A 22,167-nucleotide genomic window follows, 5' to 3' on the forward strand; every position below is an offset into this window, starting at 1 on the left:
CCTGACCCGCAGGGGAGGCTGATGACCTATTGCAGTTGCCGCCAGGATTGCCGGCCAAAAATTTGTTTACCCGGGTTTTCATGAACTTTTTGAATACCGCCGCTGGTGCCTGGCAGGTATTTGTATTCTTTATCACCCGCATTCAATACAGACGGTGTGGCAATCAAACCCACGGAAGCCTTCATGCCGCTGACCGGAACAGTGTAGTTTTGTCCACCGTTGCTGTAGGTCACGGAGTCATTGACATCAAAATTATTGTCGTTGTTGATATCAAACACATTGTAATTCAACCGCGCTCCCGTGAAGGCATCCAGTTCCATAAGCCAGCTTTCGCCTCCAAAATCGCAGGGATCGCTGGTGGGTATGATGGTTGAGAAGATGATTTTGCCGCTCAGATACAGCATGTTGGACACGACCCGCTCGCCGCGTGCATTGCCATTGTAGACTAAATCCATGTACCAGCCGCGATCATTGTTGGCCAATAAATTATTGCTGGTGACACGTAGGCCGTTTTGTTCATAGATGATGGTTTGCTGGCGCAATTGGGCGCGTCCGGTAATGACAGAGGTATTGTCATCCCTTAACGCATAAATGGTTTGTACGCTGGTATCGGTTTTATCACTGGGTTCAATGTATTTGCCGGTACCAATGTAAATCTGCAGGCCTGAGGCTGAGAAATTCAGTCTGGAAACGGCGGGCTTGGACGTGATGGGTTGCCGTTTACCGCCGCTGTCGGTGGCCACAAACAGGGGTTTGGGCGTGCTGCCCTGTTTGTAGGCGAAATCCCACTGATTGGGGTTGCTGGCGGAAACATTGATTTTCCATAAATTACCAAACAAATCGCCGACATAGACAGTATCGGCAATCGCATTGCCGTCTAAGTCCACGACCGTGGGGCTGGACATGCCGTTCGGGCGGCCCAGAGACAGCGGATCCGCGCTCATGCCCACACCGGTATCCAGTTTTTTAATCAACGTTCCCGTCGCGATATCGACAATATAAAGGACGGCGTTGCCGGTGGTGCTGGCATTGCCATCGGTGGCGGTGTTGTTATAGCCGTTGCCAAAAATGGCAGCCCACTGGCCATTGGCCATTCGGACGATGGATGCCTGGCTGTAGGTGAATCCCAAATCGGCGTCATCCGTATCATTGAATTCCCATTTCACAATGCCCGGGGCGCCATTTTCAGTAAACTGGGTCGGATCTGTCACATCCAGGGCATAAACACCCTGGCCGCCGCCATTCAAGGTGCCCACAAGCACCGTACGCCACTCACTGTTAATGTAGACGTCAATGACCGTCGGTGAGCCGTCCACGTAATACCGGTGGGCGTAATTGGGATTGGTCAATTGATTTAAGGTTTTAAAAAGGCTGGCGGGGACATAGGCAAAGACCTCAACCCCTGTGACTGCATCAAACGCATGCAGCATCCCGTCGTTGGCGCCCACGTAGATTATTGCGCGACGGTTTAAATTGTTTTCACGGAAAATGCCGTAAGGACTGCTGTTTTCCGGGGCTCCTCCAGCCCAGGTGACCGGGTATTGCTGGTTGGGCACTTTAATCACCAGCGGGGTGGAGTTAATGATGTCGCCCAGCAGCGTGGTGCGATTACGGAAAGTTCCGCCGTTTTTCTGTTCCAGCGATTTATCCCCGCGCAGGAAATTCAAGCGGTTGCTGCCTTGCCCGTCACTCACGGCCGTCACCGGATTTAAATTCAAAGCCGTCACCTGGGATACGTCCAGTTCTGTATTGGTGGGGGAGGCCGGGTTTGAAGGCCAACGGAATTTAATGCCTGTGTTGTTGGAGGGCTTAAAGGTGATGATGTGACGCCCTGTGCTGAAATTTTGAAGGCTCAGCTTCTGGGAGGCATCCCAGAGGGAGCCTTGCGGTCCTGAACCGGTAAAGAGAATATTCCCGTTCGTTTCATCAATGTCAAAGGCCAGCAATTGGCCGCTCCAGTCTTTGGTTCTGAAAATAGCCTGATAAATCAGGGTATCAGAAGCTAAGAAACCGCTGCTTAAGGCGGCGGATGAGAAGGAACCTGTTCTGTCCAAGATTAAGGCAAAAGCCTTGGCCAGTTGAGCCCGCAGGCTGTTGGCATTGGTCACCAGAAAATAGTTATCCGGATCGTTGTCATTGTCGGTATCGAATTCCGTGTTCACATCCGGGGTATTGTTATTATTGGAATCAATGAATCCGCCCCATTTGGCCGCATACCACAGCGGGGATTTCAGTACAGTGGCCGACGGGGTGGAGCTCGGGGTAAAGGTTCGAGTGGTGGTTAAGGGTAATGCCACCCAATCATTCCAGGTACCGCCCGGCGGCTGTCCGGGAGGCGTGTCCAAAAAGTAATTGACGTCACTGCCAGCGGCTGTGTCGACATCCCGTACCTCAAGATACACCCCGTCCTGCGTGGTACCGGAAATGACATACCCCATGTGCTGGGTGATCCCGCCAGCGGCGTAGATGGAGTCGCAGGCAATGGTCAGCGTGTTGTCGGCATTGACGGTGATGGTGTATTTGACAATCGCATCCATGTCAAAATCAGCGCCCTGCTGCAAGTCGGCAAAATTTACCCTCAGCACGGCCTGTGTGGGAGTTAAGGACTCAATATAATAATCGACAATTTCATTGGTAGGCTGGTATTGGCCCTGGGTTGCATTGATACTGAAGCCGGCGACGGATTTCCCGAAAGGCAGCACGGTAATCGGGTTGCCCCCCACAAAAAATTTAAGTTCAGGCATGGGGGCGGACAGCGCGATTAAATAGGATTTGGCATTTTGTTCCCCCTGAGCGCTGTTGATATCATTAATCCAGGCATACCAGGCCACGCTGGCTGGATAATAACTGCCTTCGGAGTTGGCTTCCAATGGGGCAAGACCACGGATATTACCGAAACTGGTGACGGTTTTAGGCTTGGGAGACCCATCGGCTGTGGCGCCGGATTGGCCAATGAAAGCCAGCAGGCTTGAAAAGCCTTCCCCGGTAAAAATGCTTTGTGCGAGGGAGGCGGCATTGAGGGAGGGGGTTAAATCGCCGCTGAAGGAGTTAAAGTAGCTCCCTGGCACCTGATCACTGTCATAGGTTGGATTCAAGTCGCTTAATACCAGCATATTGGCTTTGGCGCAATAGGGGTAAACCGAGTAGGGGTTGACCCAGGAGGGCTTCGGCAGGCCGAGCGTCACATCCGTGCCAGTGGAATAATTGAAGGTGGAGGTGGCTGACGATTTACCGGCCAGGTAACGCACGGATTCATACATCATTTCACCCAGTGGATTTCCCCACATTTCGCACTCGCCGTTGTTGATGTTGCGGGTTGAGATAAATCCGCAGGAATATTCATAGTTACCGCCAAAACCGGTGACGGTTAATTTGTTAATGGTAGAAATAATGCCGTTCACCGCCGTAAATTGCCCGGTGTTTAAATCAATTTCATCAGTAATACTCGAGATGTTTTTGCGCAGCACGCCGCCTGCCAGGTTGTTTTTGTATGATCCAGTCAATAAACCAAACAACATGGAATTGTTTTCGCCAAATTCCTGCAGCAGACCAATCGGTTTTTTCTGGCCATTGGGGTAACTGCGGCAATTGTCTTCAAGACCAATGGCGCTGTCGCAGACTTTAACGCGTACGACATAATCCGTAAGGCCGGTAATCAACGGCCCTGAGCTACCATGCAATGCTCGGGAACCGGCCACGGGTCGTTCAATACTGACCCATTCCCAAATACGATAGGGTTGGTTTAGGGCAACCCGCAACAGGGGGGACGAGGTGTTTAACAGGGTGGTGTTGGCAAAAAGATGGTAATTGGTGCCGGATGGAGCGGTAAACGGGGTGTAGTCGCTGATATTAAAGCCGTCAATGGCTAAACTTTTGTATTCTTTTCCCCAACTGTGCCCATCCTGAGGAATGTAGGAACGTTGCAACACCGTGGCGGTGGTTGAGTCGACGGAACGGTAGCCGCCATACAAGACCTTGCGTATGGCATCCAGACGGGATGTTGTTAAATAATTTAAAAAATTACCACTCCAGCTCCCCGGGCATTTGCGATCAACTGCCATGGCGGTCGGATAGAAATACTGCTGTCCTGAATCGTAGGCATAGCATTTGGCGCTGTCAAAATAACCGTAATAGTCAATACTGGGTTTAAAGTGCAATTCAATCTGGCCATCGTCGTCCAGATCAGTCAAATCGTTGTAGGCTTCAAAATAAAGCTTGTGGTCGCGGCTTAAAATCAGCATGGTCATGGGCGCGACAGTGTCAGTGATGAACAACGGGGTCTGTGACAGATTCAAGGTGCCGGAGAAGAGCGGGGTAATGCTTAAAGTGCCGGTCAGGCACGCCACTGCTGCGGTTATGCGTTTCATCAGTATCTCCTTGCCACAGTGGTTTGCAGGACACTGATTGAATCATTCGTAGACCCTGTACCGCGGGCAGTGACCTGATAATAAAAAACACCGGTGCTTTTAGCCGCCGATGAACCAACGACGGGTGAATCAGGAACAAATTGGAGAAATTCAATAATGAAACGCGGATTGGTTGCGATATTGTCCAGGCTCAGGGTGTATTGCGCTGAACGGCTGTTCCACCAGCTTGACGGCTGGGTGGACAGATTAATGTTTTCGTATACCTGCTGGGCGCAGGGATAAGCCTGACAGGTGACATACACCGTGGGTTCCTTTTCCTGGCTTAAAACCCAGTTCTCCCCCGCCTTTAAGGCCGATTCGGCGGCCACGAAGGATAGCTCCTTATCCTGCAGGTTGGCAGACATTTTTTCCTGCAGGTGGGTCACCTGGACTGAGGTGATGCCTAAAAGGGTGATCACCAGTAATAACAGCAGGGTTGCGGCGAGCGTCGCACCAGATTGTTTCCTCATGATGGCAAACCTCGATTCCTTAAGGTAATGAATGTATCCCACTGGCGGCGTAATTTGCGATCGGTAGGCGTCGTGGTTACACCGTTAAAGGTATAGGGTTGAACTTTGTCATTGACATTTTCCGTTGTGGCAAAGAGAAGATTAATCTGGATGCTGATGACATTATTCCAGTTATTGGCATTATTGACCTGGGTGGCGGTCTGGTAAGTATCCACGGTGTTATCGCCATCCGTGTCGACGCCATAGGAGACACGCATGCGTTCCACGCCCTCAGCGATTTCATCTTCGTTGCCATTGATATCCAGGCGCACTAGCGCCAAAATGGGCTGACCGACGGAATTGACGCGGCCGGTGTTTTTTACATAAAACGCATAGTAGAGAAAGCGCATGACCTGTGAATTGGCCGGATACGCCATGGTCAAATCATTGGAGGTATTGTCGCTGACGGTATGGGTAATGGCCGTGGCGTTGGTGTTGGCGCCGGCAATAAAGATATCGCCCACTGAGCAATTGGTAATCATCACCGGATCCCCCGCGGCGATGCCTAAGCGATCATAAACCAGAATGGGGTTGTTGGGCTGATTCATGTCATCGCGCAATTGCACGCCAAAATTAGAGGCCATTCGTACTTCAATGATGTCTGATCCAGCGAGGGGTTTCCCCGTTAAATTGGCTGGAAGGAGGGGGCTGAAGGAGGCGGCGAGCCCGTCGTAACCTTGCACAGGTTTGTCATAAGACAACATTGCTGATACATTTCTGACCAAATTGGTCACTGCAATCTGCTTTTGATTGGCACAGCCCTGAAATCCCGCCATGCGTAATTCCCGGGCCAGTAAAAAATTGGCATACCGCCCGTTTTCCTGCAGACGAGCCAAGCCTTCCTGCATGACGTAGGTGGATTTATTACTCAGGTAAACCGCACCGGCGCTGGCAATAAGCAAGGTGCCCAGCGTAATGGCCACCATGAATTCAATCACAGAAAAACCATGGCATGGCAAGCGCTTCATAATTCCACTTCCATAATCAGGCAGGTCAGATCGACATCGGCATCGCCGCTGCAACCGGTACCGTTAACGCCCGTGCGCTCATTATCCCAACGCATAATGACAGTGAACTGGTTGCCGTTACGGGTAATGGTGCCCTGGCCCTGAGGCAATAATGTGCTGTTGGTTGAATTCCAGATATGCACGTCGCGTTGGGCAATCTGCCCGGCGCTGCAGGTGGTGCAACTGGGTAACGAGGGAGTTCCTGATACATTATTATAGGCGCCGGACTGAATGCCGGCTGAATTAGCCATCATGCGATCAACCATATTGCCTGCCTGGGCAATGGCGATTGAGCGCAATTGCGCGGTTTGATTGTAGCGGATGGCATTCATCTGCAACGACGCAATGCCAAGTAAGCCCAGTGCCAGAACAAATGAACTGACCAAGACTTCAATTAAACTGAATCCTTTTTGGTGGCTTGCAAAGTGCTTCATAGCTTCAGGTTGACAGAGACCCGGTACGATTTCTGTGCAAAATTCGTACCGGCAATGAAGCAGTGCTGGTGGGGTTAGCGTTTCATGACTGGAATCAGCGTTTGTAACAGCGCTTTGAACACTTTGGGGGTTCCCGCGATAACATCGCCCTGCTTCAGATACTCTTCGCCGCCTTGAGCATCACTCAATAAACCACCCGCTTCCTTGACGATCAGAGCGCCGGCTGCAATATCCCAGGGGCGAAGGCCAAATTGCCAGAAACCATCAAGCCGTCCTGCCGCTACGTACACTAAATCAAGCGCCGCAGAGCCGGTTCGCCGGATGCCGACGCATTTACCCATTAATGCTTCAAACGTTGGCAGATACCGTTGTGCTGCGGCCGGGTTGCGAAAGGACACGCCTGTACCGAGCAGGGCCTGCTGCAGTTGTGTTTGTTTGGAAACGCGGATACGGCGGTCATTGAGCTGGGCGCCGCGGCCGCGGGTAGCCGAAAAACATTCATGCCGGAGGGGATCGTAAACCACGGCATGTTCGATTCGATTTTTAATTTTGCAGGCAATGGAGACCGAGTAGAAAGGGAAACCGTGCAGGAAATTACTGGTTCCATCCAGCGGATCAATGATCCACTGCACATCGGATTCATCATTATAAAGGCCGCTTTCTTCCGCTAAAATACCATGGTCGGGGTAGGCCTTGTGGATAGCCTGAATGATGGCTTGCTCGGCTTTGATGTCCACTTCACTGAAATACTCGGCATTGTCCTTGGCCGTGACTTTAATTCTGTCAATTTGTTCAATATGACGTACAATAATATCACCGGCCTGACGGGCGGCGGTGACTGCAATATTAAGTAATGGTTCCATGGCTTCGCTCTTTTCTACAAAAGTCAGCGATTCTAGCACATTTTTTTTGTACAGAGAGAAGTCATTGCTGTTATAGTTACGCACTTCGCAAAATTCATTGACCTTTATGAAATTAGAGTCTGTTCGCATTATACTGATTGCCACGTCGCATCCGGGCAATATTGGTTCAGCGGCAAGAGCCATGAAAACCATGGGGTTGAGCCGTTTATACCTGGTAACGCCCAGGTCTTTCCCTGATCTCAAAGCCTGGGAAATGGCGGCGGGGGCGGATGACGTGCTTGAACACTGCGTGGTCACAGAAAGTCTGGATGATGCGTTACGCGGTTGCCAGCTCATTTTAGCCACTAGCGCGCGGCCACGCGGCATTGCATTGCCGGGTTTAACGCCATCGGAAGCGGCGGAAATGGTGTGTAAAAAATCCGATGACACGCAGGTCGCTATCCTCTTTGGACGTGAACACGCCGGCTTGACCAACGATGAATTGTTAAAAAGCCACTATCATATTCATATCCCCAGCAATCCGGAGTATGGATCGCTGAACCTGGCGCAGGCAGTGCAGATCATTGCTTACGAGTTGCGGATGAAATTATTGTCGCCTGCCGCTGCAGTGGCGTTAAGGGCGGATAAACCGGCTACAGCCGATGAAATCGAGCAGTTTTATGCCCATCTGACCGAGGTCATGGTGGCGATTGATTTTTTAAAACCGTCCAATCCCCGGCGTTTACAGCAACGCATCCGGCGTCTGTTTAACCGTGCGAAACTGGAACACATGGAGGTCAATATCCTGCGCGGCATTTTAACGAACGTTCAGAATGCATTGAGATGGGCGGGCGTGAAGGACAGAGGATAAGGTCATGAAACAGTTACCGATTTATTTTGATTACATGGCTACCACCCCGGTTGATCCGAGGGTTGTGGCGCGTATGGTTCAGTATCTCGGTCCTGACGGCATTTTCGGTAATCCCTCGTCCATTTCTCATCCCTATGGCAAAGAAGCCGCGGAAGCGGTTGAAACGGCCAGGGCGCAGATTGCCGAGGTTATTCATGCAGAGCCTCGAGACCTTGTTTTCACCTCCGGCGCCACTGAAGCCAATAATCTCGCCATTCTTGGCGCTGCCCGCTTTTATCAGCATAAAGGAAGGCACCTCATCACCATGAGTACCGAACATAAAGCCGTCCTTGACAGCGTTCATCAACTGAAGAAAGAGGGATTTACTGTCACCTGCCTGCCGCCTGAGCCAGATGGGTTGCTTTCCCTTGAACGATTAAAGGCGGCCCTGACGCCGGAAACCATTCTGGTATCGGTGATGCATGTGAATAATGAAACCGGCGTGATTCAGGACATCACGGCCATTGGCGATTTGTTGAAGGATAAGGGCATTATTTTCCATGTCGATGCAGCGCAGAGTGTCGGTAAACTGCTGGTTGATCTTGACCACATGCCCGTGGGATTAATGTCATTGTCCAGCCATAAAAATTATGGTCCAAAAGGCATAGGCGCCCTCTATATTCGTCATAAACCGCGCCTGCGGCTTTTACCTTTATCCTATGGCGGCGGGCATGAACAGGGGTTACGCTCAGGGACCCTGGCCACGCATCAGATCGTGGGCATGGCCGAAGCATTTTATTTGGGCGAACAAACCCGCGTGGCCGAGCAGGCGCGCCTCCTGGCAATGCGCCAGAGGCTTTGGCAGGGCATTAAGCATCTTCCCGGTATCCGTTTAAACGGCCACGAACACCAGCGGATTGCCGGTAACCTCAATCTGACTTTTAAGGGAATCGAAGGCGAAACCTTATTGCTGGCTTTGCGGGAATTGGCCGTGTCCACGGCGTCAGCCTGTTCATCTGCCAGTAATCAACCGTCTTATGTGCTTAAAGCCCTGGGTTTAAGTGATGAAGACGCTTACAGTTCCATTCGCCTGTCCCTGGGCCGTTTTACCACGGAGGCGGACATTGAAAAAGCCATTCATACCATTTGCCAACAAGTAACCCGTCTGCATGAAATAGCGCCATGATGAAGTATAATAGTTTAGTAGAAACCTGTTTTTTTACGCCGCGGCATGTGGGCACGCTGGATTGTACCCGGCCTTTCACGGTATCAAGCGAGGTGGGGATCCGTGGTAAAGCGTTTTTGCAATGGTATGCGGCCTGCGACGCTCAGGGTTTAATTACCCGGTGCTGTTTTAAAGCCTACGGTAACCCGTACCTTATCGCGGCATTGGAATGGTGTTGCCGCCAGATGACGGGCACATCGGTGAGCGAGCACCCGCGTTTGGGTTACCAGCAACTGATTAATGAACTGGAAATACCCAAAACACTTTATCCTACCGCCCTGCTGGTGGAACAGGGATACCGGCAGATTTGTGAAAAAATGAAACAATTAGTAAAGGAGAACCCGTAATGAGTGGTGTTGTTCAATACGAAGCGAGCAGTGAGACTGGCGTTAATTTAAGTGAAACGGCGAAAAATCATGTGCTTTCTTACCTTGGCCGCCAGCCCAATTGCTGCGGTATCCGTTTTTCCGTTAAGAAAACAGGGTGCTCCGGTCTTGCCTATGTGGTTGATTATGTCGAGACGCCTCAAAGCGGCGATATCGTCCTGCCGTTGACCGACCAGTACCAAATCTATATTGATAAAGGCAGTTATCCCTACTTGAAAGGCATGGCCATTGACTATGTCAAACAGGGTTTGAATGCCAAATTTGTTTTTAACAACCCTAACCAAACCGGTGCCTGCGGGTGTGGTGAAAGCTTCACAGTAGAGTAACCTGGCCGTATTTTGCCAGTTCCCACTGATTCCTGAAAACCCCTTTCCCGGCGGGAGAGGGGCGTCCATCATAGACCAATACCGCTTTGTCTCAGGTACCTCCTTACCACGTGCGTAAGAGCAAGAAAAAAATCAATTCAATTTGTCGATATTTAATTTTATTGATTTAAATTTGTCTAAATAAGCGAAAATACTTGCTAAAAATGCAAAATTTCCTTAAGCTTCCCTTAATAAATGAATATGAATGAAACAATGTTTACATTCTTTGTGGTATTTGTTACTATATCGCCCATGATGTACTGTTTATGTCACATTTTCCGATCTGAACAGCATCAATTTCATCATCAGGAGAGAGGATAATGAGTGCAGTAATGCAACAAGTTGAACAGGTTAATGAAGCATTAACCCAACAAGTCGTTGGCGCAGTAAAGCGTTATCTCAATGCAGTCGGTAATAAAGAAATGAATCTCAACCTTTATCAATTAATTGTTGAGGAAGTTGAGGCTCCCTTGTTCCGTACGGTCATGGAGTTAACCCGCTACAACCAATCCAAAGCAGCGAGAGTTTTAGGCGTCAGCCGTGGTACGTTGCGCACCAAGCTTAAGCGTTATTTCGACGACGAATTTATTGGCACCCGCGGCTAATAAATTCTGGTCTTTCTGTAGGCACTTTGCTACCATTACTATCAGAGTCGGTCAGGCAATCGCTCCTTGCAAGGCAAGGGGAGGAAAGTCCGGGCTCCATAGGGCAGAGTGCCAGGTAACGCCTGGGAGATGAAAATCTACGGAAAGTGCCACAGAAAATATACCGCCTCCCGCCTGTGCAGGAGGTAAGGGTGAAATGGTGCGGTAAGAGCGCACCGCGCGTCTGGCAACAGGCGTGGCAGGGAAAACCCCACTCGGAGCAAGACCAAATAGGAATCCATCCGGCGTAAGCCGGCACATGCGGCCCGCATGGGATTCGGGTAGGTCGCTTGAGGCTTGTGGTGACACAAGTCCCAGATGAATGATTGTCCACGACAGAACCCGGCTTATCGACCGACTTTTCTACTGTCCTCTTGTATTTATCCGGCACTGGCCTTACTATCGCCACATTTTTATAACAGGGCGTTCTCTATGATGTTATGCATCGATGTGGGTAATTCCCATATTTATGGCGGTGTTTTTGCCGGCGATGACATTCGTCTGCGCTTCAGGCACACATCGAAAGTCAGTACCTCCGATGAATTGGGCATTTTTTTAAAGAGCGTGCTGCGGGAGAATCAGTGTTCGCCCGAAGCCATCAGTTCAATTGCCATTTGTTCCGTGGTTCCCCAGCTCGACTACTCCTTGCGCGCAGCCTGTGTTAAATACTTCTCGGTGGATCCCTTTTTCCTGCAGGCGGGAGTAAAAACCGGTTTGAATATTAAATACCGCAATCCCGTGGAAGTCGGTGCCGACCGCATTGCCAATGCCATTGCTGCAACCCATGCCTATCCCGGTAAAAACAGCATCGTCATTGATTTTGGCACAGCGACAACGTTTTGCGTTATCACCTCGCAGAAGGCTTATCTCGGCGGTGCCATCCTTCCGGGGGTACGTTTGTCTGTAGACGCCTTGTCTAACAATACCGCCAAGCTCCCGGCGGTTGAAATTGTTAAAACCGAACAGGTAGTCGGGCGTTCCACCATCGAAAGCATTCAATCGGGTATTTTCCATGGCGCTCTGGGCGCCTGTCGCGAACTGATTCATCGTATTAAAGAAGAAACCTTCCCCAATCAGGAGGTTTTGGTGATTGCGACCGGCGGTTTTGCATCCCTTTTTGATAAGCAGGGCATTTACGATGTGTTGTCACCCGACCTGGTGTTACAGGGCATTCGACTGGCTGCCTTAATGAATCAGTGAGTCGTTTCGCATGCCCCGGGTACTGTTTTAGCCTGACTCGGGGATTGTCTCTTTCGGTTGTATTCTTTTAAATCAAAGAGTGTCAAATAAAAACCTCTTCGCATCCCATCCGCATGCGGCGGGCTTTTTTTGCCGTTTAAGTGGCATAAAAAGGTTGACGATTGGGAAAATGTGTTTCTATAGTGTATAAAAGTGGTATAAAATAATAAAAAAGTGGAGATTTGTGGGGGAGCTAATCCTCCCCTCCTAAGAGAAAATCATGTTTCGTGGAATCAATGCCATCACAGTTGACGGAAAAGGTCGCCTTGCCATCCCAACGCGTTATCGTGACGCGCTGAGTGCGGATGGCAAATCGGCTTTGGTCGTCACCATTGATACCGAAGAAACCTGTTTACTGCTTTATCCGGCAGCGCAATGGCAAATTATTGAAGATAAATTACAAAGTTTACCCAGTTTTAATGCCGCAGCACGCCGTATTCAACGGCTGCTGATTGGTCATGCAACGGATGTTGAGCTCGATGGCAATGGCCGGGTGCTGTTACCGCCTTTACTGCGTGATTACGCGCAGCTCGATAAAAAGGTGGTGATGATTGGGCAGGGTAACAAATTTGAAGTGTGGAATGAGATGTTGTGGCAGAGTAAACGCGAGCAATGGTTGGAAGAGGAAGGTGACGGCGAGGGCGGTCTCCCTGACGAAATGAAGAATTTTTCTTTATAACGGAAGCAGAAAATGGCCCATCAATCCGTGTTGTTACAGGAGGCAATCCAAGGCTTGGCGATCAAGGCTGACGGCATTTATGTCGACGGCACCTTCGGTCGCGGCGGTCATGCGCGCGCTATTCTGCAACAGCTTTCACCCGCAGGCCGATTAATTGCCATCGATAAAGATCCCGCAGCGATAGCCTATGCCAGGGAACATTTCAGTCAGGATCCGCGGTTTACGCTTTTTCATGGATCGTTTGCCGATTTACCGCGGTTTGCAGAAGAAGCCCGGGTGAGCGGCAAAATTGACGGGATTTTGCTGGATTTGGGTGTTTCTTCCCCACAACTGGATGAACCCGAGCGGGGCTTCAGTTTTATGCAACAGGGGCCGCTCGATATGCGTATGGATTCGACGCAGGCCCTGAGTGCCGCGGAGTTCATCAATAAAGCGGATGAAAAAGATCTGGTGCGGGTATTCCGTGAATACGGCGAAGAGCGTTTTTCAGGCCGCATTGCCCGCGCGATTGTGGCGGCAAGAGAGCAAAGCCCGATTGTCACCACCCAGACTCTGGCTGAAATTGTCAAACAGGCGAATCCCAAGTGGGAAAAACACAAGCACCCCGCGACGCGGGTATTTCAGGCCATACGCATTTACATCAATCAGGAACTAACCGACCTGGCAGCCTGCCTTAACAAAGTCATGGCGACATTAACGGTAGGCGGCCGTTTGGTCATTATCAGTTTTCATTCGCTGGAAGACAGAATCGTTAAACAATTTATGCGTGATAAAGAACAAGGTATTCGCCCGCCGCCGGGCGTACCTGTACGAGCAAGTGAAATGGGCAGTTGTTTTAAACGCATCGGTAAAGCGATTAAACCTGGTGAAGCGGAGATAAGACAAAATGCCAGAGCCCGGAGTGCGGTCCTTAGAATAGGAGAGAAAACAGCATGAATGCCGCAGCAAGAGCAATTAATCAAAGCAACTTATTTAGTGGACAATTACTGGAAATGCGCCTGTCAAAACAATGGTGTTTGATCTTGTCGTTACTCTTTGCAGTCCTGGTCAGTTCCTTGGCAGTTATTTACACGACCAATGAACATCGATTAAGCTTCAGCCAGTTGCAGCAATTGGAGCAACAAAGCCACCAATTGCAGTTGCAATGGGGGCAATTGCTGCTGGAACAGGCGAGCCTGGCTACCCCTGCTCGTGTAGAACAGTTGGCCACGGATAAATTGCAAATGAGATTACCGTCCGATAAAGACACCTATGTATTACAGCAACAATGACTAACAAAGGGCATAAAGCGCGTTTAATTGTCGTCTCGGTTTTTTTTATCGCGTTGCTCGCGGCCCTGCTTTGGCGGATAACGGACTTAACTATCCTTCACCGCCAGTTTCTTAAAGGGCAGGGGGATGCCCGAAGTTTAAGGACGGTGGATATTCTAGCCTACCGCGGCATGATCGTGGATCGTCAGGGGACGCCTCTGGCAGTCAGTACGCCGGTTAAATCCTTATGGGTCAACCCCAAAGAATTCTCTCCTGATAAAAAGCAGTTGCTTGCCTTGGCCAAATTACTGGACATGCCGCCTAACAGGCTGCTCGCTCAAATTCAACGGGCGAAATCAAGGGAATTTCTCTACCTGAAGCGGCAACTGCAACCGGCCTTGGCTAAGGACATTGAACAGTTAAAGATCCCGGGTCTGAATTTCCAGCAGGAATTCAAGCGTTATTACCCTGAGACAGACAGCACAGCCCAATTGCTGGGGTTTACCAACATCGACGATGTGGGCATTGAAGGCCTGGAGTTGGCTTATCAGGATTGGCTGATGGGGATTCCGGGTAAAAAAAGGGTATTAAAAGATCGTACCGGCCATATCATTGAGGAGCTGGGTGTTATCAAGGAACCGAGACCGGGTCACGATTTGGTGTTAAGCATCGATCGCCGCATCCAGTATCTGGCTTATCATGAATTGCAGAATACCCTGGAGAAATTTGCCGCCAAGTCAGGTTCGGTAGTGGTGCTTGATTCACAGACAGGGGAAATTCTGGCGGCGGCCAATGCACCCTCGTTTAATCCTAACGTACGCGGCCGCTACACGCGCGAAAGTTACCGCAACAAGGCCATTACCGATGTCTTTGAACCCGGTTCATTAATGAAACCATTCAGTATCGCGAGTGCGCTGGGCAGCGGCCAGTTCACGCCAGAAACCATCATTGATACCCGCCCAAGCTGGATGATTGTTCACGGTCATACGGTGCGTGATGTGCATAACTACGGGGTGCTCGATGTCACGGGTGTGCTGCAGCACTCCAGTAATGTCGGCGTGACCAAAATGATTTTGCAAAGCCCGCCGGAACAACTGATTGGTCTGTTACAACGCAGCGGTTTCGGGCAGCGGACGGAAAGCGGTTATCCGGGTGAAAGCGACGGTGCCGTGGTAAAAGTCAAGGATGCCAATCCCTTTGTGCTGGCTACCCTTGGATTTGGTTACAACATCTCGGTGACTGCGCTGCAGTTGGCCAAAGCCTATTTAATTTTCGCCAATCACGGTAAACTTCATCCAGTGACTTTATTGCACAATGACACGACTGAAATTGGTGAACAGGTACTGGACACGAAAACAGCCGATCAGGTTCTGGCGATGATGGAGGCTGTATTGGGCAATGAGGGGACGGGAAGGGCTGCCCGAATTCCAGGTTATCGGGTTGCCGGTAAAACCGGTACGGCCCGGGTAGCCGGTAAAAACGGGTATGAGTCCAACCGCCACATCGCCAGCTTCGCAGGCATCGCTCCCGTGTCTTCACCCAGGCTCGTTGTTGTTGTTGTGATTCATGAACCGACCCGTAACGGTTATTACGGGGCAGCCGTTGCGGCGCCGTTGTTTGCCCAGGTCATGTCGGGCGCTTTGCGGATTTTAGACATACCTCCTGATAAAACCACACCGTGAGGTGATTATGAAATTGTCTGACCTTTTAAAACACTGGACTACTGTCAGCCACGACTGCGACATTACCGGCCTTTGTAATGACAGCCGTAAAGTGCAACCGGGAGATTTGTTCATCGCCTATCCCGGTACAACCGTTGATGGCCGTTTATTTATTCCTCAGGCGTTGGCAGGCGGCGCAGCCGCGGTGGTTTATGAACCGGGCGACTGGCCTTTGAGCGATTGTCCTCCTTCCTCTTTTATCGGCGCGCCGCTTCCCAAACTGGCCCGTCATCTGGCGGCGATTGCCAGCCGATTTTATGCGGATCCCAGCAGTAAAATGAATGTTACCGGCATTACCGGCACCAACGGAAAAACCACCATTGCTTATCAGTTGGCTCAGGCCCATTCCCTGTTAGGGACGAAGGCCGCCTACATTGGCACCCTGGGGCAGGGTGAGGCGTCTCAATTACAGCCGTTGGCCAATACCACCCCGGATGCACTGGCCCTGCAATCCTTGTTTGCCCATTACCAGCAGCGAAAAATAACGCAGGTGTGCATGGAGGTTTCGTCTCATGCCTTAGCCCAACAGCGAGTCGACTGCATCCATTTTAATCAGGCCATTTTTAGCAATCTGACCCACGATCATCTGGATTACCACCTCACCATGGAAGCTTATGCCGCCGCCAAAGCCGCTTTGTTTAAAAAATCCAATTTACAATGGGCCATTGTCAATGGAGATGACGCTTACGCACAGCAAATGATCGGCGCCATTCAGCCGCCTTGCCGTCTGTTGACCTATGGCATCTATGAAAGTGCTGATATCCGTGCCCTGAATTGGGATGTCAGTCTTTCAGGAACCCGCATTGACGTGTTATCCCCCTGGGGAGAGTATCAACTTAAGATTAACGCGCTGGGCTTTTTTAATATTTATAACGCCTTGGCCGTCTTCTCAAGCCTCCTGGCAGCCGGTTATCCCCATGAAGCGGTAGTTGGGGTAATGGCCCAATTGCAACCGGCTCCCGGCCGCATGGAGGTGGTGGCGCAGAAACCCTGCGTGATTGTGGATTATGCCCATACCCCTGATGCGCTGGAAAATGTGTTGGCAACGCTTGAAAAGGTTAAAAAAGGCAAAATGCTGGTGGTTTTTGGCTGCGGCGGTGATCGCGATAAAACCAAACGGCCGATGATGGGCCGAATTGCCAGCCAGTACGCTGACATTGCCATCATTACCAGCGACAACCCCCGTACTGAAAATCCGGAAGCCATCATTCACGAAATTGAAAAAGGCATTTCCTCTCATCCCTCGCTGTATAAAATTGTCAGCCGGGAGGAAGCGATCGCCAAAGCAGTCAGCCTTGCAGACAAGGATGACATCGTGCTCGTTGCCGGCAAAGGCCATGAGACTTACCAGCAGATTGGTCAGGTCTGCCACCATTTCTCTGATCAGGAAATCATCCGCGGGTTATTGACTTAATTAGCGCCAAGTAGCGTCTTTAAGAACCGATTGCTTAAGGCACCGCCGCAGGTACTGAAATCATGGCGAAAGGTGTGTGCCTGGCGCAAGGTAAGGAAGGCGCGTTGCTTATCGCCGGCCTCTTTCATTGCGTTGGTTTCTACAGCCGGATTATAAAGCGACAGTAACAGAGACGGCCAGGAATCAAGGTCAGCCGGGACGGGCAACGCCTGCCTGGCCGGAGAGGGGTGATGAAGCGGTTTTAGACCATAGTATTCATGCAGTTTATCGCTCAGTAACGTGACCGCACGTTGTTTCGCTTCGATGCTGTGGCCTGCGATATGCGGCGTGCAGAGCAGCGCTTTTGAGAGAATGGCCGCATTCACAGCCGGTTCATTGAGATAGACATCCGTACAATAGCGAAGATGAGGGAAGGTGAGCAGGTCTTCTTCATTGACAATCCCCCCGCGTGACGCATTGATGATCACTGTACCCGGTTTAAGCTGGCTTAAAAAATCGGCATTAAGGCTGTTTCGACTGGGGTAGGGAGGGGCGTCATGCAGGTTGGCATGCACGCAAATTAAATCACAGGCAGCCAATTCATCAAGGCTGCAACTGCGAAATGCCGGATCCCTTTCTGCCCTGGGCGGATCATAATGACGGACCTCCCATTGCACTGCCTGTAGGCGATCGGCTACCCGCAAACCCACTTCACCGCAACCGATAAGGCCTGCCTGTCGTCCGCCAGGCAGTGAATGATTCAGTTCAAGCCAGGCTAAAGACGCCATGACGTAATCTGCAACCGCCGGGGCATTACACCCTTTGGCATCGACCAGGGTGATGCCGCGGCTGGCTAGAAAGGCCTCATCGAGATGATCAGTACCGCTGCTGGCCGTGGCGACATAGTCAAGGGTATGTTGACCCAGCAACGCGGCATCGACTTTTAAAGTCGAACGGCATAAAAGAATGGCCTTTCCCGGCAGCAGCGATGGAATTTGTTCAGCATTCTGGTAGAAACTTAAGCAAAATGGCGCTGGAAAGACGTTCTGCAAATCAGGCAGCGAGGCGTCAGCAAGGATAGGGATCATAGGCGAAACACATAGGCTAGGAGACTTAATGCCGCGTGAATGAGTGGATTAATAATCCAGCCCAGTGCGCCAAGCATCATCAAGGCTAATAAAATAAAAAAACCGTAGGGCTCGATTTTTTGTAACTGAATGGCGGCTTTGTAGGGCAGCAGGCTGATGGCCACACGTCCACCATCCAGCGGCGGAATGGGTAACAGGTTAAAAAAGGCAAGCAGGAGATTAATCAATATGCCGGCCCGGGATACCAGCAGGAAGAACAGGCCGACCATGGATTCCGGATGAAAGAGCGCAGACAATTTAAAACACCCTGCCCAAAATAGTGCCATCAGCAAGTTGGCAAGGGGTCCTGCGGCAGTTGCCAAAGCCATGTCCCGGCGAGGGTGGCGAAAATGGCTGGCATTGATAGGAACGGGCTTGGCCCAACCGAAAACAAAATTAAACTGGCTTAAAACCAGCACCAGAATAGGGATAAGGATGGTACCAATTAAATCAATATGGCGCAGCGGGTTAAAGCTGACCCGCCCAAGCATTCTGGCCGTGCTGTCCCCTAATTTATCGGCGACCAGGGCGTGAGCGGCTTCATGCAGGGTGATGGCAAACAGCACAGGAATAATCCAGACGGCGATTTGTTGAATGGTAGTCAATTCAGGCATAGGGTTATTCACGGTGAGTCATTATTCGGCCTCGATTTTACGGGCACTTGCCAGGGTACTCAAGTACTATCTCTCCTGCTGCTTAAGTATAGTATTTCTTGACATGCTCCTATATCATGTTGGCTTTGCCTGATGGATGTCATAATCGAATGAGTTGGCCACGGAGTGTATACTACTGGTTATTGTTGGGTTTATCGCTGCTTGTTTTCCTGCCCGGCATTGCCAAACTGCCAGTGATTGACAGGGATGAAGCCCACTTTGCTCAGGCGACTCGGCAGATGCTGCAAACCAATAACTATTTTCAAGTCCGTTTTCAGGAACGTACCCGTTTTCAAAAACCGCCCGGTATAAACTGGTTACAGGCCGCCAGCGTTAAACTCACCGGCCATGGCGACAATGCAGGCATCTGGCCCTACCGTCTCCCCTCATTTTTAGGGGCTTTGTTGTCGGTCTTACTGACGTTTGCTTTTGCCAGTCGCTTTGTCAGTCGTCGTACCGCCTGGATGGCTGCGGCATTGTTGGCTTCCTCCCTGCTGCTGACAGTCGAGGCGCACATGGCCGTGATTGATACGTCGTTATTATCCTCGGTTTTGTTGATGCAGGGAGCGTTGTGGATTATTTATGAGGGGGTGCATGCTCATCGCAGGATTTCACCTGTCTGGCCCGCCCTGTTCTGGCTGGCCATGGCATACGGGTTAGTGCTCAAAGGGGTAACACCCTTAGTTGGGGTGTTGACCGTCACGGCCCTTTGTGTGACTGAACGCGGTGTCGCCTGGCTAAAGGCGCTTAAAATTATTCCTGGATTGGTGCTGTTTAGCGTTTTAAGCCTAGCCTGGCTGTGGATGTTGAATCAGGCGGAACACAGCAACTACCTGATGCAGATGCTCAATAAGGATTTGCTGCCCAAGTTGCAGGGCGGGCATGAATCGCATGGGCAACCGCCGCTGTTTCATCTCGCGCTGTTGCCGCTGACCTTTTGGCCTGCCTCGCTTTTTTTGTGGCAGGCCGGTGATTACGCATTCCGCCACCGGCATAAGTCCATGGTGCGGTTTTTGTTATGCTGGATTATTCCCACCTGGGTTTTTTTTGAATTGATGCCGACGAAACTTCCTCAGTACGTGTTACCGACCTTTCCAGCCATTGCCTTGCTAGCCGCACTCGCCATTGAACAGGGGGAGCTGTTTGAGGCACCCGGGAAGTGGTTCAGATGGCTTCAGGGCGGGTGGTTACTGATGTCAGGATGCCTGCTCATGGCCCTAGCGATGATTCCCCGATTACTGAATCTGACAATGCCGCTGGTGAGTTGGCTGTTAGTGAGCATGGGTTTTAGCCTCTGTGTTTTGGCTGTGTATTTTGCCCGGCGCGGCCATTATCAGCGCACCCTGGTGGCCTTGATCCTGGTGGCGGCAACCAGCTACCCGCTCATTTTTTCCCAGTTGCTGCCGCAATTAAAACCGCTCTGGATTACGGATGCTGTGGCAAAAAGCATACCCCGGCAATTGCTTAGTTCAGAAAAACCGCTTATTGTTGCCGGTTTTGATGAACCGAGCCTGGTGTTTAACTTAAATACTGGGCTTGTGCGTTTTTCTGACAGCTTAACGGCACAGAGACGTTTAAAAAGGAACCAGGTCCATCTGGCCCTTGTTGAAGCAGGGACTTATCAAACCTGGCCTGACGATGGCACCGTAAAAAGAGTGGCAACTGTGCGGGGATATAACTACAGCAAAGGCCGCTGGGTTGAGTTGTTATTGGTTGGGCATTCAGACGAAGTGGAGGGTTAATATGCCATTTGAGCGTTTATTTAAAGTGATGACCAAACCCTGGGTGATGTTGCTTTATGCGCTGTTGGTTGTGACTTGTTATCTTTATGTGGATAAGCCCGTAGCCCATTTTTTATGGCTCGCTCATTTAAGCAAGCAGTTTCCGCCGCTGGTGTGGTTTACTCATGCGGGTCTGGGTGCTGTTTATTTGACTCTTTTTTTCATGGCCGGGGTTTTTTTCCGTTATGTGAAGGTTAATCCGGTCTGGCAGATTCGTGCCTGGTTTATGCTGGCCAATACCCTCTTTGCCAGCTCTGTCTGCGGTGTGTTGAAAGTGCTGCTGGGACGCGCGCGGCCTAAAATGTGGCTGAATGAAAACCTGTATGGGTTTTATGGCTGGCAGATAGATGCGCATTTCATGTCGTTTCCCTCCGGTCATACCACAACCATCATGAGTGTGGCGCTGGCCTTGAGTATTCTGTTTCCAAGACACTGGCTGGCATTCATTTTAACCGGCCTTATGGTGGCTTTTTCACGCATCCTCCTGGTTCATCATTACATCAGTGATGTGCTGGTGGCCAGCTATTTGACCTTGCTGGAAGTGGGATTTTTGTATTATGTCTTTCGAAAGAAATCCTGGTTATTGCCTGCCCTGCAGGATGAAAATGATAAATTAGAGCGCTCAATGCGGCAGTTTGGAGTAAAGAATGGATAATCGTATCAACCTGTCAGTTGTTATTCCGGTTTACAATGAGGAGGATAATGTTGAGATTCTCTACAATGAGATTGTCAGAGCCTTACCGGATGAACAATTTAATTTTGAAGTGGTTTTTGTTGACGATGGCAGTACCGATCGCACCTTACGTTGTCTGAAAAGCAAGGCGCAGACTTCGCCGAAGCTGCAGGTCGTTGCCCATAAAAAGAATGCGGGACAAAGTGCCGCATTAGTCAGCGGTATACGGGCTGCCCGTTTTAATCTCATCGCTACGCTGGATGGGGATGGTCAGAATGATCCGGCGGATATACCCCGGCTGATTGCCTGTATCAAAGACAATCGCACGGTCATTTTGGGTAACCGTGCCCGGCGTGATGATAACCGTTTGCGTCGGATTTCTTCCAGGGTAGGGAATGGCGTTCGCAGACGTCTGCTGAACGACGAATGCCCGGATACGGGTTGCAGCCTGAAAATTTTTCCCCGCGATGCTTTTTTGAGTCTGCCGCATTTTAACCACCTGCATCGCTTCCTGCCGGCCTTGTTTAAACGCGCGGGATACAAATTGATCAACATGCCGGTCAATCATCGTCCGCGTTGGCATGGCGTCTCGAAATACGGGGTGATGAATCGTTTGTTTGTAGGTATCCATGATTTAATTGGTGTCCGTTGGTTGCTTAAACGTCCCTGTGCACCGGAGATTATTAATGAATAACGGCATGTTGTGGTTGATCATTGGGTTGATCGGGCAGGGCATTTTTTCTGCACGATTTATTGTTCAGTGGTTAGTCAGTGAAAAAGAGAAACGAAGCGTGATCCCGGTGGCTTTCTGGCATTTAAGCCTGTTGGGCGGGGTAACCCTGCTTTTTTATGCCATTTATAAACAAGACCCGGTGTTTATTCTTGGCCAATCCACAGGGGTATTCATTTACGCGCGCAATTTGTTCCTTATCTACCGCGAGCGTTCTTCCCGTATGTTAAAAAGCAATGCCGCCAAGGGATAA

22 protein-coding genes and 1 other RNA gene are annotated in these 22,167 nt (G+C 50.6%); 16 read left to right on the forward strand and 7 right to left on the reverse strand.

Annotated elements, in window-relative coordinates; all coding sequences use genetic code 11:
- Positions 1-26: 26 nt before the first annotated feature.
- The 5 genes from Lrub_RS05805 to Lrub_RS05825 all read right to left on the reverse strand — a co-directional run bounded on the left by Lrub_RS05805 (position 27) and on the right by Lrub_RS05825 (position 7,219).
- Positions 27-4,367, reverse strand: coding sequence for a pilus assembly protein (locus tag Lrub_RS05805; RefSeq protein ID WP_058531226.1), 4,341 nt, complete (start codon positions 4,365-4,367; stop codon positions 27-29).
- Positions 4,367-4,876, reverse strand: a complete 510-nt coding sequence (locus Lrub_RS05810; protein ID WP_058531227.1) for a pilus assembly PilX family protein — start codon at positions 4,874-4,876, stop codon at positions 4,367-4,369. Before Lrub_RS05810 ends, Lrub_RS05805 begins: the two co-directional genes overlap by 1 nt.
- Positions 4,873-5,883, reverse strand: a complete 1,011-nt coding sequence (locus Lrub_RS05815) for a PilW family protein (protein WP_058531228.1) — start codon at positions 5,881-5,883, stop codon at positions 4,873-4,875. Before Lrub_RS05815 ends, Lrub_RS05810 begins: the two co-directional genes overlap by 4 nt.
- Complete coding sequence (pilV, locus tag Lrub_RS05820; protein WP_058531229.1) at positions 5,880-6,356, reverse strand: type IV pilus modification protein PilV; 477 nt, start codon at positions 6,354-6,356, stop codon at positions 5,880-5,882. The genes Lrub_RS05815 and pilV overlap by 4 nt, the downstream gene beginning before the upstream one ends.
- Before the next feature lie 74 nt (positions 6,357-6,430).
- Positions 6,431-7,219, reverse strand: coding sequence for an inositol monophosphatase family protein (locus Lrub_RS05825; RefSeq protein ID WP_058531562.1), 789 nt, complete (start codon positions 7,217-7,219; stop codon positions 6,431-6,433).
- A gap of 106 nt (positions 7,220-7,325) precedes the next feature.
- Here Lrub_RS05825 and Lrub_RS05830 point away from each other — a divergent pair, with 106 nt between their 5' ends.
- The 12 genes from Lrub_RS05830 to Lrub_RS05880 all read left to right on the forward strand — a co-directional run bounded on the left by Lrub_RS05830 (position 7,326) and on the right by Lrub_RS05880 (position 16,971).
- Positions 7,326-8,069, forward strand: coding sequence for an RNA methyltransferase (locus tag Lrub_RS05830; RefSeq protein WP_058531230.1), 744 nt, complete (start codon positions 7,326-7,328; stop codon positions 8,067-8,069).
- A gap of 4 nt (positions 8,070-8,073) precedes the next feature.
- The gene (locus tag Lrub_RS05835) at positions 8,074-9,234 is read left to right on the forward strand and encodes an IscS subfamily cysteine desulfurase (protein WP_058531231.1); all 1,161 of its coding nucleotides are present in this window, start codon (positions 8,074-8,076) and stop codon (positions 9,232-9,234) included.
- On the forward strand, positions 9,231-9,620 hold the full coding sequence (locus Lrub_RS05840; RefSeq protein ID WP_058531232.1) for a hypothetical protein: 390 nt from the start codon (positions 9,231-9,233) through the stop codon (positions 9,618-9,620). Before Lrub_RS05835 ends, Lrub_RS05840 begins: the two co-directional genes overlap by 4 nt.
- A complete protein-coding gene (locus tag Lrub_RS05845) occupies positions 9,620-9,985 on the forward strand; it encodes a HesB/IscA family protein (protein WP_058531233.1) in 366 nt (121 codons plus the stop codon). The genes Lrub_RS05840 and Lrub_RS05845 overlap by 1 nt, the downstream gene beginning before the upstream one ends.
- A 359-nt stretch (positions 9,986-10,344) precedes the next feature.
- Complete coding sequence (locus Lrub_RS05850) at positions 10,345-10,629, forward strand: helix-turn-helix domain-containing protein (protein WP_058531234.1); 285 nt, start codon at positions 10,345-10,347, stop codon at positions 10,627-10,629.
- Between the two features lie 43 nt (positions 10,630-10,672).
- Positions 10,673-11,034: RNase P RNA component class A (gene rnpB / locus Lrub_RS07475), an RNA gene on the forward strand.
- Between the two features lie 66 nt (positions 11,035-11,100).
- Complete coding sequence (locus tag Lrub_RS05855; RefSeq protein ID WP_058531235.1) at positions 11,101-11,868, forward strand: type III pantothenate kinase; 768 nt, start codon at positions 11,101-11,103, stop codon at positions 11,866-11,868.
- Positions 11,869-12,127: 259 nt separating this feature from the next.
- Positions 12,128-12,586, forward strand: a complete 459-nt coding sequence (gene mraZ, locus Lrub_RS05860; RefSeq protein ID WP_058531236.1) for a division/cell wall cluster transcriptional repressor MraZ — start codon at positions 12,128-12,130, stop codon at positions 12,584-12,586.
- Positions 12,587-12,598: 12 nt separating this feature from the next.
- Positions 12,599-13,522, forward strand: a complete 924-nt coding sequence (gene rsmH, locus Lrub_RS05865; protein WP_058531237.1) for a 16S rRNA (cytosine(1402)-N(4))-methyltransferase RsmH — start codon at positions 12,599-12,601, stop codon at positions 13,520-13,522.
- Positions 13,519-13,857 carry a cell division protein FtsL gene (ftsL, locus tag Lrub_RS05870; RefSeq protein WP_058531238.1) on the forward strand — a complete coding sequence of 113 codons (339 nt, stop codon included), beginning with the start codon at positions 13,519-13,521 and terminating at the stop codon, positions 13,855-13,857. Before rsmH ends, ftsL begins: the two co-directional genes overlap by 4 nt.
- On the forward strand, positions 13,854-15,518 hold the full coding sequence (locus Lrub_RS05875) for a peptidoglycan D,D-transpeptidase FtsI family protein (protein WP_058531239.1): 1,665 nt from the start codon (positions 13,854-13,856) through the stop codon (positions 15,516-15,518). Before ftsL ends, Lrub_RS05875 begins: the two co-directional genes overlap by 4 nt.
- A gap of 7 nt (positions 15,519-15,525) precedes the next feature.
- Positions 15,526-16,971 carry a UDP-N-acetylmuramoyl-L-alanyl-D-glutamate--2,6-diaminopimelate ligase gene (locus Lrub_RS05880; protein ID WP_058531240.1) on the forward strand — a complete coding sequence of 482 codons (1,446 nt, stop codon included), beginning with the start codon at positions 15,526-15,528 and terminating at the stop codon, positions 16,969-16,971.
- Here the strand turns inward: Lrub_RS05880 and Lrub_RS05885 are convergent.
- The gene (locus Lrub_RS05885) at positions 16,968-18,035 is read right to left on the reverse strand and encodes a 4-phosphoerythronate dehydrogenase (RefSeq protein ID WP_058531563.1); all 1,068 of its coding nucleotides are present in this window, start codon (positions 18,033-18,035) and stop codon (positions 16,968-16,970) included. The genes Lrub_RS05880 and Lrub_RS05885 overlap by 4 nt on opposite strands.
- Positions 18,035-18,691, reverse strand: coding sequence for a site-2 protease family protein (locus tag Lrub_RS05890; protein WP_058531241.1), 657 nt, complete (start codon positions 18,689-18,691; stop codon positions 18,035-18,037). The genes Lrub_RS05885 and Lrub_RS05890 overlap by 1 nt, the downstream gene beginning before the upstream one ends.
- Positions 18,692-18,840: 149 nt before the next feature.
- On the opposite strand from Lrub_RS05890, the gene Lrub_RS05895 reads away from it, so the two are divergent.
- The 4 genes from Lrub_RS05895 to Lrub_RS05910 are packed head-to-tail and all read left to right on the forward strand — an operon-like array spanning position 18,841 to position 22,167.
- Entirely contained in the window at positions 18,841-20,472 is a 1,632-nt protein-coding gene (locus Lrub_RS05895) for an ArnT family glycosyltransferase (RefSeq protein WP_162263125.1), read from the forward strand.
- 1 nt (position 20,473) lies between these two features.
- The gene (locus Lrub_RS05900) at positions 20,474-21,166 is read left to right on the forward strand and encodes a phosphatase PAP2 family protein (RefSeq protein WP_058531243.1); all 693 of its coding nucleotides are present in this window, start codon (positions 20,474-20,476) and stop codon (positions 21,164-21,166) included.
- The gene (locus Lrub_RS05905) at positions 21,159-21,878 is read left to right on the forward strand and encodes a glycosyltransferase family 2 protein (RefSeq protein WP_058531244.1); all 720 of its coding nucleotides are present in this window, start codon (positions 21,159-21,161) and stop codon (positions 21,876-21,878) included. The genes Lrub_RS05900 and Lrub_RS05905 overlap by 8 nt, the downstream gene beginning before the upstream one ends.
- The gene (locus Lrub_RS05910) at positions 21,871-22,167 is read left to right on the forward strand and encodes a lipid-A-disaccharide synthase N-terminal domain-containing protein (RefSeq protein ID WP_058531245.1); all 297 of its coding nucleotides are present in this window, start codon (positions 21,871-21,873) and stop codon (positions 22,165-22,167) included. The genes Lrub_RS05905 and Lrub_RS05910 overlap by 8 nt, the downstream gene beginning before the upstream one ends.

The organism is Legionella rubrilucens (genome assembly GCF_001468125.1).
Taxonomy (GTDB): Bacteria; Pseudomonadota; Gammaproteobacteria; order Legionellales; family Legionellaceae; genus Legionella_C; species Legionella_C rubrilucens.

Bases quoted from the DNA above. Each gene is read 5' to 3' on its own strand.
- Lrub_RS05905 (WP_058531244.1), top strand. From the start codon at position 21,159: ATGGATAATCGTATCAACCTGTCAGTTGTTATTCCGGTTTACAATGAG.
- mraZ (WP_058531236.1), top strand. From the start codon at position 12,128: ATGTTTCGTGGAATCAATGCCATCACAGTTGACGGAAAAGGTCGCCTT.
- Lrub_RS05875 (WP_058531239.1), top strand. From the start codon at position 13,854: ATGACTAACAAAGGGCATAAAGCGCGTTTAATTGTCGTCTCGGTTTTT.
- Lrub_RS05900 (WP_058531243.1), top strand. From the start codon at position 20,474: ATGCCATTTGAGCGTTTATTTAAAGTGATGACCAAACCCTGGGTGATG.
- Lrub_RS05835 (WP_058531231.1), top strand. From the start codon at position 8,074: ATGAAACAGTTACCGATTTATTTTGATTACATGGCTACCACCCCGGTT.
- Lrub_RS05810 (WP_058531227.1), bottom strand. From the start codon at position 4,876: ATGAGGAAACAATCTGGTGCGACGCTCGCCGCAACCCTGCTGTTATTA.
- Lrub_RS05845 (WP_058531233.1), top strand. From the start codon at position 9,620: ATGAGTGGTGTTGTTCAATACGAAGCGAGCAGTGAGACTGGCGTTAAT.
- Lrub_RS05895 (WP_162263125.1), top strand. From the start codon at position 18,841: ATGAGTTGGCCACGGAGTGTATACTACTGGTTATTGTTGGGTTTATCG.
- Lrub_RS05880 (WP_058531240.1), top strand. From the start codon at position 15,526: ATGAAATTGTCTGACCTTTTAAAACACTGGACTACTGTCAGCCACGAC.
- Lrub_RS05855 (WP_058531235.1), top strand. From the start codon at position 11,101: ATGATGTTATGCATCGATGTGGGTAATTCCCATATTTATGGCGGTGTT.
- Lrub_RS05830 (WP_058531230.1), top strand. From the start codon at position 7,326: ATGAAATTAGAGTCTGTTCGCATTATACTGATTGCCACGTCGCATCCG.
- Lrub_RS05825 (WP_058531562.1), bottom strand. From the start codon at position 7,219: ATGGAACCATTACTTAATATTGCAGTCACCGCCGCCCGTCAGGCCGGT.
- pilV (WP_058531229.1), bottom strand. From the start codon at position 6,356: ATGAAGCACTTTGCAAGCCACCAAAAAGGATTCAGTTTAATTGAAGTC.
- rsmH (WP_058531237.1), top strand. From the start codon at position 12,599: ATGGCCCATCAATCCGTGTTGTTACAGGAGGCAATCCAAGGCTTGGCG.
- Lrub_RS05850 (WP_058531234.1), top strand. From the start codon at position 10,345: ATGAGTGCAGTAATGCAACAAGTTGAACAGGTTAATGAAGCATTAACC.
- Lrub_RS05815 (WP_058531228.1), bottom strand. From the start codon at position 5,883: ATGAAGCGCTTGCCATGCCATGGTTTTTCTGTGATTGAATTCATGGTG.
- Lrub_RS05890 (WP_058531241.1), bottom strand. From the start codon at position 18,691: ATGCCTGAATTGACTACCATTCAACAAATCGCCGTCTGGATTATTCCT.
- Lrub_RS05910 (WP_058531245.1), top strand. From the start codon at position 21,871: ATGAATAACGGCATGTTGTGGTTGATCATTGGGTTGATCGGGCAGGGC.
- Lrub_RS05840 (WP_058531232.1), top strand. From the start codon at position 9,231: ATGATGAAGTATAATAGTTTAGTAGAAACCTGTTTTTTTACGCCGCGG.
- ftsL (WP_058531238.1), top strand. From the start codon at position 13,519: ATGAATGCCGCAGCAAGAGCAATTAATCAAAGCAACTTATTTAGTGGA.
- Lrub_RS05805 (WP_058531226.1), bottom strand. From the start codon at position 4,367: ATGAAACGCATAACCGCAGCAGTGGCGTGCCTGACCGGCACTTTAAGC.